The organism is Lactobacillus sp. UMNPBX4 (assembly GCF_002554115.1).
GTDB lineage: Bacteria > Bacillota > Bacilli > Lactobacillales > Lactobacillaceae > Lactobacillus > Lactobacillus gallinarum.
This window is the reverse complement of sequence record NZ_PCZF01000009.1, coordinates 1-14681: the sequence shown is the minus strand read 5'-3', so window position 1 is coordinate 14681 and position 14681 is coordinate 1. Positions and strand designations below refer to the sequence as shown.

Annotated in this window: 14 protein-coding genes and 1 riboswitch; of the genes, 3 read left to right on the top strand and 11 right to left on the bottom strand. The window is 36.4% G+C overall.

Annotation, left to right across the window (positions count from 1 at the left end):
- Positions 1-8: 8 nt before the first annotated feature.
- Both CP355_RS02870 and CP355_RS02865 read right to left on the bottom strand, forming a co-directional pair.
- A complete protein-coding gene (locus CP355_RS02870; protein WP_087175821.1) occupies positions 9-524 on the bottom strand; it encodes a hypothetical protein in 516 nt (171 codons plus the stop codon).
- Positions 525-534: 10 nt separating this feature from the next.
- Positions 535-804 (bottom strand): FMN-binding protein, encoded by a 270-nt coding sequence (locus tag CP355_RS02865; RefSeq protein WP_098043859.1) that lies wholly within the window; start codon positions 802-804, stop codon positions 535-537.
- A 323-nt stretch (positions 805-1127) separates the two neighbouring features.
- On the opposite strand from CP355_RS02865, the gene CP355_RS02860 reads away from it, so the two are divergent.
- Positions 1128-2738, top strand: a complete 1611-nt coding sequence (locus tag CP355_RS02860) for an Mbeg1-like protein (protein WP_098043858.1) — start codon at positions 1128-1130, stop codon at positions 2736-2738.
- A gap of 35 nt (positions 2739-2773) precedes the next feature.
- Here CP355_RS02860 and CP355_RS02855 read toward each other — a convergent pair whose 3' ends face one another.
- The 9 genes from CP355_RS02855 to lysA form a co-directional block, all read right to left on the bottom strand.
- Positions 2774-3397 (bottom strand): NUDIX hydrolase, encoded by a 624-nt coding sequence (locus CP355_RS02855; RefSeq protein WP_025006154.1) that lies wholly within the window; start codon positions 3395-3397, stop codon positions 2774-2776.
- Positions 3398-3406: 9 nt separating this feature from the next.
- Positions 3407-4507 carry a serine hydrolase domain-containing protein gene (locus CP355_RS02850; protein ID WP_369823211.1) on the bottom strand — a complete coding sequence of 367 codons (1101 nt, stop codon included), beginning with the start codon at positions 4505-4507 and terminating at the stop codon, positions 3407-3409.
- Between the two features lie 105 nt (positions 4508-4612).
- Positions 4613-5671, bottom strand: a complete 1059-nt coding sequence (locus CP355_RS02845; RefSeq protein ID WP_098043857.1) for an aspartate-semialdehyde dehydrogenase — start codon at positions 5669-5671, stop codon at positions 4613-4615.
- Positions 5672-5673: 2 nt separating this feature from the next.
- A complete protein-coding gene (locus tag CP355_RS02840; RefSeq protein ID WP_025006157.1) occupies positions 5674-6849 on the bottom strand; it encodes an aminotransferase class I/II-fold pyridoxal phosphate-dependent enzyme in 1176 nt (391 codons plus the stop codon).
- A 20-nt stretch (positions 6850-6869) separates the two neighbouring features.
- Positions 6870-7649, bottom strand: coding sequence for a 4-hydroxy-tetrahydrodipicolinate reductase (gene dapB / locus CP355_RS02835; protein WP_025006158.1), 780 nt, complete (start codon positions 7647-7649; stop codon positions 6870-6872).
- Positions 7642-8577: a 4-hydroxy-tetrahydrodipicolinate synthase gene (gene dapA, locus CP355_RS02830; protein WP_098043856.1), complete on the bottom strand. Its 936-nt coding sequence runs from the start codon at positions 8575-8577 to the stop codon at positions 7642-7644. Before dapA ends, dapB begins: the two co-directional genes overlap by 8 nt.
- A 1-nt stretch (position 8578) precedes the next feature.
- Positions 8579-9733 carry an N-acetyldiaminopimelate deacetylase gene (locus CP355_RS02825; RefSeq protein WP_098043855.1) on the bottom strand — a complete coding sequence of 385 codons (1155 nt, stop codon included), beginning with the start codon at positions 9731-9733 and terminating at the stop codon, positions 8579-8581.
- Between the two features lie 2 nt (positions 9734-9735).
- Positions 9736-10446: a 2,3,4,5-tetrahydropyridine-2,6-dicarboxylate N-acetyltransferase gene (gene dapD / locus CP355_RS02820; protein WP_025006161.1), complete on the bottom strand. Its 711-nt coding sequence runs from the start codon at positions 10444-10446 to the stop codon at positions 9736-9738.
- Positions 10447-10465: 19 nt separating this feature from the next.
- Entirely contained in the window at positions 10466-11782 is a 1317-nt protein-coding gene (gene lysA, locus CP355_RS02815; RefSeq protein ID WP_098043854.1) for a diaminopimelate decarboxylase, read from the bottom strand.
- A 92-nt stretch (positions 11783-11874) separates the two neighbouring features.
- Positions 11875-12049: riboswitch (Lysine riboswitch) on the bottom strand.
- A gap of 203 nt (positions 12050-12252) precedes the next feature.
- Here lysA and CP355_RS02810 point away from each other — a divergent pair.
- The gene (locus CP355_RS02810) at positions 12253-13626 is read left to right on the top strand and encodes an aspartate kinase (protein ID WP_087175812.1); all 1374 of its coding nucleotides are present in this window, start codon (positions 12253-12255) and stop codon (positions 13624-13626) included.
- Entirely contained in the window at positions 13619-14623 is a 1005-nt protein-coding gene (dapF, locus tag CP355_RS02805) for a diaminopimelate epimerase (RefSeq protein WP_025006164.1), read from the top strand. The genes CP355_RS02810 and dapF overlap by 8 nt, the downstream gene beginning before the upstream one ends.
- Positions 14624-14681: the final 58 nt, after the last annotated feature.

The following is a 14681-nucleotide window of genomic DNA, read 5'->3' as shown; positions in this document are numbered from 1 at the left end:
CTTTTTAATTAAATTGCCTTAATAAACTTTTTATATAAAATCACGGCAATCCACGCCGAAATAAATGAAGGTAAAACGACAACCACTAGCAAATTCGGATCTAGGAAATTACCTACTCTAATGAAGTGAGTAATCGTACTGATATGCTTAATATTGCTGAAAATTGCCTGATAAACTGTCACATAAATCAGCGACCATTGAATATAATATTCAACCAAAGTCAAAGTCGTCGTCGAAAACTTGAAAACATGAGCGGCCACTCGCATTCCCCAATAGATAAACATCCCGGAAAGTACCACAAATGCCGCCAGCAACAAGAAGAGATTCCCTAAATTCACATGATCCTTATCCTGCATCATGAAATATGCAATTACAAAAAAGAGCAAAAAGTTAACTGTACTAAAGAAAATTTGAGCAAGAAATAAAATTGCCGCCTTCAAAAATTCAAATTTATGCTCCGAACGAAAAAGGGCAATAATCAAGATGATAATTGCTCCAATAACAAAGTATGTTGTAACGTGCATTAATCTTCCTCTACTTTTTTGCTTGCTTTAGAGCATCCGTAACTGCTTCTTTAACTCCATTTGAAGTAAAAGTTGCACCACTTACCGCATCGATATCTGCAGATTGCTTAGTCAGAATTTCATTTTCAAGCTGCTTTTCTGCTTTTTGACCATATCGTGGCGTTTCAGTAGATAAATCTAAATCAGCTGCCACGATTTTTTGATCCTTAACAGTTAACTTCACTTTAACAAAGCCTGCCATGCCTCTTGCTTCAGCATCATATATTCCATCTTTTAACATAAAAATTCCCCTTTTAAAATAAAAAAACGCCCTCATACATATTGTACAATACATACAAGAGTAATTTTTTCAAAAAATGTAAAGATATAAGTATACCATTAACTATCAATAACTGATATACTTATGTGCGGGTTATAATTTCTATAAGTCCTTATTATAATCCATCATTACAGGTAGTTGAATCCCCTTCTACCTGTTTTTATTATAGTATAAAATAACAAATGTTGCTAAATAGCTAAAAAAGTTTTTTGTTACACTATCTCTCAATAGTTACGTTAAAATTGTAGAGGGGATTATAGTTTTTTCATTTGAAGAGGTAAAACATGTATCCAGATAATAATATTCTTACATATTTAAAATGGCGTGGAGACATTGACTTTAGTACATCGCCTTTCAATGATATTGATGCACTTGTTTTATCTATTTTTTCTTATCTTGAATTGCATGATATTGTTAGTGGCGATGCTAAAACAATTACTGTAGATGAAGCAGCTAAGCTCTATTTTGCAGATGATCACCCACGTAAGGATAATTTGCAATATCAAGAACTATTTAAATTAATGGCACGAGCCGAGCGTTTTAAAAAGGCGCAATTATCTTATTTTACTAGCACGTTAACTGAACATACTCAATTTAGTGCCATTAAAATCGAATTAACTGATGGAACTAATTTCGTCGCCTTTCGTGGTACAGATGATTCACTTATCGGTTGGAAAGAAGACTTTGAAATTAGTTTCAGAATTACTGTTGCACAAAAGCAAGCAGTTAAATTACTCGAACGTATTTTAAAAGCGGACGATCAAGATTATTATCTTTGTGGTCACTCAAAAGGTGGCAATTTAGCCGAATATGCTGCAATTAATATTGAGCCCAAACTTCGTAAACGAATTAAGCGGATTTACACTTTTGATTCTCCTGGTATCGCTGAAGAAGTAGGTGCACAGCTTCCATTAAAATATCTACAAAACACGTTAAGAAGATTTGTGCCAGAGTTTAGCGTTATCGGCCGCTTATTTGAACCTGACGGGATCCATCCAACTATTGTGAATAGTACGCGCAATAATTTGAGTCAACATGATACTTTCAGTTGGCAAATCATTGGTTCGAGCTTTGATACTAAAAGGCATAGAAATCCGCAATCAAAAGTTTACAATCAACTAATCAACCAATGGATTGGAAACGCAACGCTTGAAGAACGCGAATCTCTAACCAATGATTTATTTGCTGCACTAGGCGCAAGTGGCGCTACCAAGATCAACGAATTAGATAAAAATGGTTTCGGTGGTTTTGGAGCTATTCTGCTGTCATTCACAAATTCTTCTCGTAGAACACGCTTCGTTTTTGGCTCCTTGTTTTCATCAATTTGGCAAACAATCAAAAGTCGCCATCTAACTAAAGTACTGTTTTCGACTGATACAATCGTTGGTTGGATCCTGGTAGTGTTGGGTATCATCAGTTTAACCCTGCCTCAATATGCATTACGTGCTTTTGGTGTTCTAGTAGCATTTGCTGGAATTGGCTTTAGTGTCCATCAAATTTTAGATACGGCAAATTCTAGTTTAAAAGGGAAGCAGAAACAGTTCTTTATTATTTCATACTTAGTTGTTTTTGCTCTATCAACGGCTTTAATTTCTAATAATCGTTTGTTAATCTTCTTAGCTCACTATTTCTTGGGAATATTTTTAATTATTTATTCTTATGTCAGACTGCGGCAACTAATTCTTCATAGAATATCAGGCGTATTCCGGATCACAGTCGTGGCTACGGAAGCAGTTATCGCCTTTGCCTTAGGAATTATCGTCATCATTAATCCACGAGCATTCGATCGCAAATCTATCCTGATAATGGGAATTTTATTAATTATCTACGGTTTCTTCAAACTTATTGGAGAATTATTTGATCAGCTGCCCAAGATGCCAAAAAATCACAGATGAAAAAGGCAAGATGGATTTTTCCATCTTGCTTTTCGTTAATCAAAAACAGTTTGCCAATTGGGATCTTTGGATGCCTCATAACACATCTTTATTTGTTCAGGCGTATTTCGACCAAGTGATAACTTAGGCAGATTATTTAATGAAAAGTAACGACAATCTGTAGTTTCAATGTTCTTTTCGAATTCGCCACCTATTACCTTGCACAAATAAAAAGCTTTTATAATTCCAGTAGCTCGAATTGGCTTATTATGTTTATTTCGATCTTGTAAAGCGATCAATTTAATTGGTTTGACATCTCTACCTGATTCTTCTTTTGCTTCCTTAATACAGTTTTCTTCTGTAGAAAGATTGGCTTCACACCAACCACCCGGAAGTGACCAATCGTCAGATAGTTTCTCATGAACTAATAAAATCTGATCATCTTTAAAAATTGCAGCTCTTGTCTCTATTTTTGGAGTCTGATAACCTTCATCACCGCAAAATAAAGTTTTCACCTTTTCAATTGGTATCTCTGTTTTAACAGTCATCATTTCAGCCGCAATTTGGCGAATCTGTTCATATCGTTCACGATCAAAGACATCATGACCATATTTCAAACCATTTTGAGCAATGCTCTGTAATTCAATTGCCCAATCAGTAAATTGATCTCCTGTTTTCATCTTTAGCCTCTATCTTTTAATAAAAGTGTTAGATTTAATATGTTTTAAAATGCTATAACCTACGCTTTTAATTTGATTTTTACTACCATATGACTGATTTAAAAACATCACAATTCCATTTTTATTGTCTGTAGTAAGTTGCATCCAATTAGTAAAATGAGTATCTCCAAAATTACCATAAGCTAATTTCAGTTTACCACCATCTTTTAAATAAAAACCGCCAGAGTATGTATTAACTTTGGATTTTAAATGACTTAAATAATTGAATTTCTTCTCAGTTAAAACTTTGCCATTATGCAATCCTCGTTGAATCTTATAATAATCACCAGCGGTAGAGAATAAGTTTCCCGCACCTGTAAGTTGAGACACTACATATCTATTAGCATAAGAAGCGCTTTGATAGTTTTTACCATGACGATAAAGATATGAAATAGCATCTGTCTTTGAACGAGGAATATTTTGATAAATATATGTATGTTTTAAATGAAGTGGTTTAATAATTCTGCTTTTTACGTTTGCTGCATAAGATTTGCCTGTTACCTTGCGAATGATACCTGCAAGCAAAACATAATTGGCATTATTATAATTAAAAGCTCCCCGCTTGGTGTGAGATGTAGCATTGGCCTTAGCAACAGTCCAATTAATTGCGCCCTTTTCAGAGAAATTAATACCATGACTAGACTCGGTACCAATCACATTAATTCCTGAAGTATGGGTCATTAATTGACCTACTGTAATATGCTTAGCCTGCTTTAATCTTGGATACCACCGTGAGATTTTAGTATTTTGTGAAAACTTTTTTTGATAAATTAACTGCGTAATAATTGCCGCTGTTACAGATTTTTGCAATGAGCCAACAGGATATAATAATTTCTTATTACCATTTTTAATTTTACGTCTGTAGTAGCCATAACCAACATTAGCAGTTTGACGATGTCCATCCTTAACAATTTCAATCGTGCCGCGTAAATGATGCTTATTCATTGTTTTAATAGCATATTTACGTAATTGACTATTGGAATATGTCTTGGCATTAACTGTTGCGCTATTACCTAAAAAAATAAATGAAGATAAAAATGAAATGGCTAACATTATCTTTTTTGACTTCAATCTAAAAAATCCCCCTCTGCCATTTAATCCTGAAATATTCTACCACAAAATTAAAAGCACAAATATTGCCTACTAAACAATATTTGTGCTTTTTTATTTTTAGTTTTAGATCAAATTCATTTTTACTAAGTATTCCGCATTTTCAACAGTGTTCCAAGCTGCACCCTTTAAGAGGTTATCAGCTACGATCCACATATTAAATGCACCTGGATTTTCATAATCAGGACGAATACGACCAACAAAAGTCTCGCGCTTACCTGCTGCATTAATAGGTTGAGGATAAATTTGATGTTTAATATCATCTTCAAGCACAACACCTGGGAAGTCAGCAACTGCAGCCATGATATCTTGAGTTGTTGCACTTTCATCTTCAACAGTGAAGTATACACTTTCACCGTGAGCAATTGGAACAGGGACTCTAACACAAGTTGCAGTGACTTTGATGTCTTTAGCGTTCATGTCGTTAAGCATAATCTTCTTGGTTTCATGAATCATCTTCCATTCTTCATGAGAATAACCAGAATCTTCTAAGACATCAATTTGTGGTAAAAGGTTAAATGCTAGTGGATAATGCTTCTTATCACCTTTAGTTGGCAAAATTTGTGCATCTGCTTGCATATCTTTGCCATCCAAATAATCTTGTGTTTCCTTTTTTAATTCTTCAATTGCGGCTTGACCTGCACCGGAAGCTGCTTGATAAGTTGAAACGATAATTTGCTTCAAACCAAACTTTCTTCTAATTGGTTCCAAAGCCATCACCATTTGAATAGTTGAACAATTTGGATTGGCAATAATACCGTGATGCTCTTTCAATGCATCTGGATTTACTTCTGGTACAACTAATGGGACATCTGGTTCCATTCTAAAAGCACTGGTATTATCTACACAAACTGCACCGCGCTTAACAGCTTCTGGTAAAAATTTCTTTGATACTGCACCGCCAGCTGATGAAAGAACTAAATCAACGCCATCGAAGGATTCTGGTGTAGTTTCCTCAACAGTTAAATCTTGATCTCTAAACTTTAATACAGTACCAGCTGAACGTGATGAGGCTAATAACTTTATACTTTTTACCGGAATAGTTGACTTAGCCAATTGATCAATCATTCTTCTACCAACAGCACCCGTAGCTCCTAAAATTGCAACATTATATTCTCTAACCATTTTTATTCAACCTCTTGTAAAAAATCATTCATTCTCTTCATTGCTTCTTGTAAGTTCTCATCGCTAGATGCATATGACAATCTTACATAACCTTCACCGCCAGGACCAAAGGCACTACCAGGAGTTACGCCTACCTTAGCTTTGAAGGCCAAGTCTAATGCAAATTGCATATCATCTTTGCCATATTGAGATGGGATTTTCGTAAAGATGTAGAAGGCTCCTTCCGGCTTTACTGCTTGCATCCCCATCTTATTTAATTTTTCTAAGACAAAATCTCTTCGTTTTTGGTAAACTTTGCGATACTCCACTGGATCATTTAATCCATTTTCTAATGCTTCGATCGCTGCGGCTTGGGATGAATCAGTTGTCGTTGTTACCATTAAGCCGTGTACTTTACCGATTTGATCCATAATTTTAGCAGGTCCTGTAATGTATCCTAAACGATAGCCAGTCATCGCATGGGACTTGGATAAACCAGAAATATAAATTGCTCGCTCAGGAATCAAACTAGCAATAGAATGATGCTCAACACCATAAGTCAAAGTACTGTAAATTTCATCAGTAATAACGTACAAATGATTTTCTTCAATTACCTTAGCCAAAGCCTTAATTTCATCTTCTGTATATTCCACACCTGTTGGATTAGTTGGATAATTTAAAATCACGGCTTTAATTGTCGGATTTTCTTTAATAGTCTCAGTCAATTTTTGCGGCGTTAATTTGAAATTATCTGCAGTTGTGTTCATCAACACGTAACTGGCATCGGCTAAAGTAGCAACTGGCCAATATAATGAAAAGACTGGCGTTGGAATAGCTATCTTGTCACCAGGATTAGTAATAGCAAAAAGTGCAGCGTTGATCGCTTCTGTAGCACCAACTGTAACTACAATTTCTGTTTCTGGATCGTATTTAACGCCGATAGTCTTATCTAAATAGTTGCTAATAGCTTGTCGCAATTCTAATTTTCCTTTTTGAGGAGCATAGTGTGAATCATTATTTTGGATGCTTTTAATTGCGGCTTCTTTAACATGTTCAGGCGTATTCATATCAGGCTCGCCTAAAGTTAATTTGATGATTCCTGGAATAGTTGAAACCTTATTATCAAAGATTCTAATTCCTGAAGCTTTGACATTTTGTACTTTTTGGCTAAAACCTAAATCATTAGCTAATTCCGGCATAATCTTTCCTCCCTTAGTCTTTAAAGGATATTTTCTAAACCAATTACTAATTCATCTAATTGGTCAACTTTTTCTAACGCCACTTTTACTCCACTCATAAATGAGCCACGATCAAATGAATCTTGACGAATAGTTAATGCTTCACCCGGTCCCCCAAATAATACTTGTTCATGTGCAATATAGCCAGGCAGACGAACTGAATGAATCTTGATTCCTTGATAATCACCACCGCGAACATTTTTCAAGGTTTCCACTTCATCTGGTGCTGTTTGATGTTCAGGACGATTTTCAGCAATCATCTTAGCTGTAGCAAGCGCCGTTCCGGACGGAGCATCTTTTTTATCAGCGTGATGCATTTCAATAATTTCAACATCTGGGAAATATTTAGCAGCTTCTTTTGCAAATTTCATCAACAAAACTGCGGACATTCCGAAATTGGGGGCAATCAGACCGCCTACTTTTTCTTTTCTTGAAAGTTCAATCAGTTCTGCTTCTTGCTCATCACTCATACCGGTAGTACCTACTATTGGTCTAATATGATGTTGCAATGCAAATTTTACATTGTCATATACTGCCTTAGGTGTAGTAAAGTCGATCCAAAAGTCTGCTAAATGATCAGGAATTTCTGTCAGGCTCTTAAAAATTTTAGCGTCTGCAGGCAAATGATATTGTTCAGGATTATTTTCGGCAATTGGAGAAAGTCCTGCAACTACTTCAAAACCTGGCATATTGTTAACTAAATTCACGGCTTTTTGCCCCATGGCCCCCGTAAAACCTGCAATTAATACTTTTTTAGTCATTTTCAAGGTCCTTTCCTAAATCTAGTGGCAATTTTTGCAATAAGGCTTTATCTTCTAAGCCTAAATGCTGGGCTAAAGTTACTTTTTCTTCATCATTCAAGGCAACTAAAGGCAAACGACAATCTCCTGTTTCAAAACCTTGTGCATTTAAAACTGCCTTTACTGGTGATGGAGATGGATACATGAACAGAGCTTGCATTCTAGGCGTTAACCAACGTTGAATTCTTGCTGCTTCGGGATATTTTCCTTCATATAAAGCATCATACATCCGGCGCATTTCTTTAGTATAAATATGAGAGGCTACGGAAACGACACCATTTGCTCCGAGCAATCTTGCAGTTAAGGCTTGGGTATCTTCTCCGGTAAAGACTTGAAAATTCGCTGCTTTATGATCGATGATGTATTCCATTTCTTCAAGGGATGCACATTGCTTAATTCCCTTAATATTATCTAATTTAGATAATTGAACAACCGTCTCTTTTTCCATCTTGACGCCGGTTCTGCCTGGAATATTGTAGATTAAAATTGGCATCTTAACGTTGTCATTCACTGCAGTAAAGTGAGCAACCATGCTGCGTTGATTTGGCTTATTATATGGCGGTACAACAACCAATGCATAATCAATGCCGTCAATTTCTGCCACTTCATTGGTAAATTTAATTGTTTCAGCAGTATTATTGCTACCAGTTCCGGCAATCACAACAGCACGGCCATTAACGATTTGACCAAAGTGTTTATACAATTCGATCTTTTCATCATGAGTCAAAGTCGGGGTTTCACCGGTCGTACCACCTATCACAAAGCCATTACAGCCTTGCTCAATTAAGTAATTGGTTAATTTTTCCAAACTATCAAAATCAATCTTTTTATTCTCATCAAATGGCGTCACAATTGCCGTCAATAAATCTGCATCAATTAATGTAGCCATATTAGTTCCCCATTCTATCGATTAAAAATCCCTTAATTGCGTTAACTCCGCGCATAATACTCTTTTCGTCTGGATTCAAAGTTGCTGAATGCAGCTGTGAATTTGGATCACCAACACCTAGCCAAAACATTGTTCCTGGAAATTTGGCAAGTAAGAAGCCAAAATCTTCTCCTGTCATTTTTGGCTTAGTTTCAACAAAATCCACTTCCGGATTATTCTTCATATAATTAATGAAGTTTTTAGTTAGCTCTGGATTATTTTCTACTGGCCAATAACCACCCTGATTTAACTCAAGATTTACTTTCATGTTATAGCTACGAGCTATACCTTCACATAGATCACGCAACCGTTGATCAATTTGCAGAATCATTTTTTGCGTTAATCCGCGAATTGTTCCTTCAATCCGAGTCTGTCCAGCGATTACATTTCTAATAGTTCCAGCTCTAACCTTACCCAAAGTGATAACACCGCTTTGAATTGGATCGATACTTCGTGAAATAACCGTTTGTACTTGCATAATTAGACTAGCAGCAGCCACCACAGTGTCATTAGCATTCTGCGGAAAAGCCGCATGACCGCCCTTACCAACCAAATCAATGTTAACTTCAGTAGTTCCTGCAAATAATGTACCTTCACGACAACCAATTATTCCAGCCGGTAATTCAGGGTTATCATGCAAGCCATAGAATTCATCAGGCTTAAACTTCCCCTGAAAGATTCCTCTTTCATATGCTTTTTTACCGCCACTTTCACTTTCTTCAGCTGGCTGGAAAAAGAACAGCATATTATCCTTAGGCTGATTTTCACTGAAATAACTAAGTAGTCCTAATGCAACACTCATGTGAATATCATGACCACAGGCATGCATAACTCCTGGATGCTTTGACGAAAAAGGTAAATCTGTTTTCTCCTCAACTGGTAACGCATCAATATCGGTCCGATAACCAATTGTTCTTTGCGGATTGCTTCCTTTAATTAGTACCAAAATCGCTGTTGGTAATTCTTCTGGTACTTTTACAGTTAAAAATTCTGAATTAAATCCCTTAATTACTTCTAGTAAATAATCATGTGTCTCTTTTTCTTGTAAAGCTAATTCAGGAATTTCATGCAAATGCCTTCTAATTTGAATTAGCCCGCTTTCAGTTAAAACTGCCATAATTAAATCTTTCTCAAGTTATCTTCTAGTCCTGTCTTGCTCTCAGTTTGATCGTCAACCTTTTTAATTACCTTAGCAGGAACGCCAGCTACCATCGTATGTGGTGCTACATCATGAGTTACGACTGCACCAGCGGCAATTACGGCACCTTCACCAACATGGACACCTTCGATCACTACTGCATTGGCACCCATTACTACGTTGTCGTCAATCTTAACTGGAGTAGCAGAAGCTGGTTCAATTACGCCTGCTAAAACGCTGCCTGCACCGATATGGCAATGCTTGCCGACGATTGCACGTCCACCTAAAACAACCCCCATATCAATCATGGTATCATCACCTATTTCAGCACCGATATTAATAATCGCACCCATCATGATGACTGCATTTTTACCAATAGCTACCTGATCTCGAATAATAGCACCTGGCTCAATTCGCGCATCAAATTTCTTCATATCAATCAGAGGCACAGCTGAATTTCTAGCATTATTCTCAATACGATAATCTTGAATCTTGTTGTAATTTTCTTTTAAAAATGGTTCAACATCTTTCCAATCACCAAAAATCACTCCGGAATGTGCTTCAGTGAAATTGTCGATTCCTTCTGGAAACTTGATTTGATCAAGTCGTCCCTTAATAAAGACCTTAACTGGCGTTTTTTTAGGAGCATTGCCAATATAATTGATAATACTTTTTGCATCTAATTTCGTCATAATCTTTCCCCTTTAAAAATTAATCTTCATTATTATATGGTTGATCTAAATGAACTAAATCTTCTAGACTTTCTCGTTTAATGACTAGTTGAGCCTTGCCCTTTTCTGCAAAAACAACAGCTGGACGAGCATTGCGGTTATAATTTGAAGCCATTGAATAACCATATGCTCCAGTATCAAGCATTGCTAAAAGTGAGCCTGATTTAGTTGCTGGAAGTGCTTGATCTTCAGCTAAGATGTCACCACTTTCACAATATTTACCAGCGATTCTGACATGTTCAGTCAATTCAGCTCGAGGATCAGTAGCCAAAACTGTTTCATATTTTGCATCATATAGAGCTGGACGAATATTATCACCCATACCGCCATCTACAGTTACATATGGACGATGACCCGGAACAATTTTGCGACTCCCTGTTGTATATAAGTTATAACCGGCTGGTCCTACGATAGAGCGACCAGGTTCAATATCAATTTCTGGAAGTGGAGATGAGGCATTTTTAGCTTCTTCTTTGATAGTTTTAACAATTGCCCTAACAAATTCTTCTGGCTTTAATGGATTATCTTCTGCAGTATATTTAATACCAAAGCCACCGCCGACATTAATTACTTGAGCAGTATAACCATATTGACTACGCCAATTTTCAGCAATTTCCATTAATTTTTTAGCAGCCATTTCAAAACCATTCAATTCAAAAATTTGTGATCCAATATGAGCATGTAGCCCGATCATATTCATTCTTGAGTTAGCTAAAACTTGTTCTAAGGCTAAATCGGCTTGACCAGATTCTAAGTCAAAACCAAATTTACTATCGACCTGACCTGTTTGATCATATTCATGTGTATGAGCTGAAATGCCTGGCGTAATTCTTAACATGACATCAATTTTGGTATCTTGTTCACGTAAGACCTGATCCAATAACTTAATTTCATGAAAATTATCAACAATAATTTTGCCCACATGATTTTTAACGGCCATTTCAAGTTCTGACTTGGACTTATTATTACCGTGAAAACTGATTTTCTCTACTGGAAAATGTGCTTTCAAGGCTGTATATAACTCTCCATCTGAAACCACATCAGTGTAAGCTCCTTCTGCTGCAGCTACTTGGTACATCGCTATACAAGCAAATGCTTTGCTGGCATAACTGACGGCATACTTTACATTTTCTTCTTCAAAAACCTTTTTAAAAGCTCTAATTTGATTACGAATTTGCTCTACATCGTATACAACAAGAGGTGTGCCATACTTTTTAGCTAATTCAACTGTATCAACACCGCCAATAGTTAAATGTCCTGCTTGATTGATCTGATTTTCTAAAATTTGTGAATTCATATCTTGCCCCTAGTCTCTATCCATGCGAAGCACCCAATAAAAAAATCCATTGTCTGCGCTAAACAAACAATGGATTAGTCTTCACTTAATCTAATGGTCGATAGCGCTCCGCGAATTTTGTCCGCGACAGTCCGTAATTTATTCAATCACGACCCAGCTTATCCCTTTAGCCTGGTTTAAGCTTCGGCAACCTCCCCTTTCGCAATTAGTCTTCGTTTTGCCTAACTCGTAATTGCTACTTATGTCAGTTGCGCCTCTTCGATTTACATGTAGTCTACATTCTTATTAAATTTTAGTCAATACTTTTTTATTGATTTTTAATTTATACTATATATGCTTTTCTATTCAAGGCCGGTATTTTCAACTTTTTGTTGCAAGATTAAAAAATAATGCTAAAATTCAAATTAATTTAGTTTGGATCCATTTTTAAATTAACGAATTATGAAATTTCACTTTAAGGGGATTATGTTATGAAAGTAGTTAAGTTTGGTGGTAGCTCTTTAGCTAACGGACAAAATGTAGAACAAGCATTAAATATTATTTTAAGTGATCCTGAAAGACGCGTAATCGTAGTTTCTGCGCCAGGTAAAAGAAACGATGACGACATCAAAATCACAGATCTTTTAATCAAGTACGCCAATATGACACTTAAGAGTGAAAATACTGATGAAATCGTCCAAACCATTTTTATGCGTTATCAAGAAATCGGGCATTTCTTTGGTGTAGCTGACGAAGAACTTAAGGTTATCAAAGATATTCTTTTAGCTTTACCTAGCAGAAATTATCCTAATTCGAGCTACTTAATGGCCGCTTTTAAAGCTCACGGCGAACGTCTTAACGCCCGTTTAATTGCCATGATATTGCAACATCAAGGTGTTAAAAGTCGCTTTCTTGATCCAACAGAAGCGGGTTTAATCGTTACGGGCGAACCTAACGATGCATTGGTCAATCCGGAAAGTTATCTCAATCTTGACCAAGTAAAAATAGAACCTGATGAACGGGTTATTTTCCCTGGATTTTTCGGTATCACCCCATCAGGTAATATTGCCACATTTTCACGTGGTGGATCCGATATTACTGGGGCGATTCTAGCTCGCGGATTTCATGCAGATATGTATGAAAACTTTACAGATGTTAACGGAATTTTTGCAGCTAATCCGCATATTGTAGATAATCCACAATCCATTAGGAAAATGACTTATCGCGAGATGCGAGAACTATCTTATGCGGGCTTCTCTGTTTTTCACGATGAAGCTTTGATTCCCGCTATTCAAGGCCAAATTCCTATCAACGTAAAAAATACTCATGAGCCTGATCAACCTGGTACTATCATCGTTCCAGACAAGGACTTTGTACCAGATAATGTTATTACTGGTGTAACCAGCCAAAAACAATTCTCAGCTCTTTATTTGCATAAATATTTGCTAAACAAAGAAGCTGGTTTTACTTTACGTATCCTACAAATCTTGTACAAGCACAATGTGCCATACGAACACATGCCTTCTGGTATTGATGACATCACAATTATTTTTAACAATGATTTCCTAAATGATCAGCTAATTGATCAAATTTGTAATGAAATTCAAGCAACAATCAATCCAGATCAACTTGAATGGATTGACGATTATGCCATTATCATGGTCGTTGGTGAAGGAATGAAGAAATATCATGTTGTTAGTCGCCAAATTTTAGATTCTTTAGGTGATCACGATATTTCACCTCGCATGATCAACCAAGGTGCATCCCAAATCTCAATGATGATCGGAACCAAGAAGGAAAAGGCAGACGAAGCAGTTAAAATTATCTATCAACAATTTTTTACGAAGGGAGAAAATCATGGTTAAGTTATTAAAAGTACATGGGTCACAAAATCATTTCTTTATCCTTGATCAAACCGAATTGAAGCAAGAATTGTCTGATTCTGAACTAAAAGAATTAACTATTAAGCTTACAGATTCACAAACTGGTCTTCTTGACGGTGCAGACGGTGTATTAGTAGTCAATAAGCCAGTCAGAGAAAATGCTTTGGCCCAAATGCGTGTTATCAACGCCGACGGTAGTGAAGCTTCAATGTGTGGCAACGGGCTTAGAACTGTCGCTCGTTATTTAAGTGAAAAGTACCAAAAAACTAATTTCTTGGTTGATACAATGAATGCTAGTCTCCGCGTTAGAAAAGACGATGACTTTGCCCCAAGCGTTCCTGCCTTTGCAGTTGAAATTTCGCCTGTCCATTTCAATAAAGAAGCCTTGCCATTTGATAATTTAGGACATGATCGTCTAATAGATGATTTTGCTCCTGAACTTTATCCCGGTTTACGTTTTTCTTCTATTGCCGTGCCGAATCCCCATTTAATTAGCTTTGTTAATCAAAAACAAATAACAGGTCCTATCCTAGGAATCGTCGGTAAACGACTCAATAGTGAGAATCCTTACTTCACTGATGGTGTTAATGTTAATTTTGCTCAAATCCTTGATAAGAATCGCTTATTTGTGAGGACTTATGAACGCGGTGTTGGCTTTACCAATGCTTGTGGAACTGGAATGTCTGCTACCTCATTAGCATTTTGTTTAACCAAACCAGAAATGGCAGAATTTGACACACCAATCAACGTTTACAATCCAGGCGGCATGGTAAAAACCATTGTTCACTATGAAGACAATAATTACTGGATTGAACTCATTGGAAATGCGACCTTTACTCATCAAATTTCTATTGCTGAAGAGGATTTAAGAAATAGGAACTTTGCTAATGCACAAATTACTGAAACTAATGAGCAAACCGCCTATGAAAGATTTGTCGATAATTTACCTAAATTCAACGACATTACAACTTTAGCGTAATCAAAAGTGTCTGGGAAAAAACTAATTCCTAAGACATGAAAAAAGAACGATGATTTCC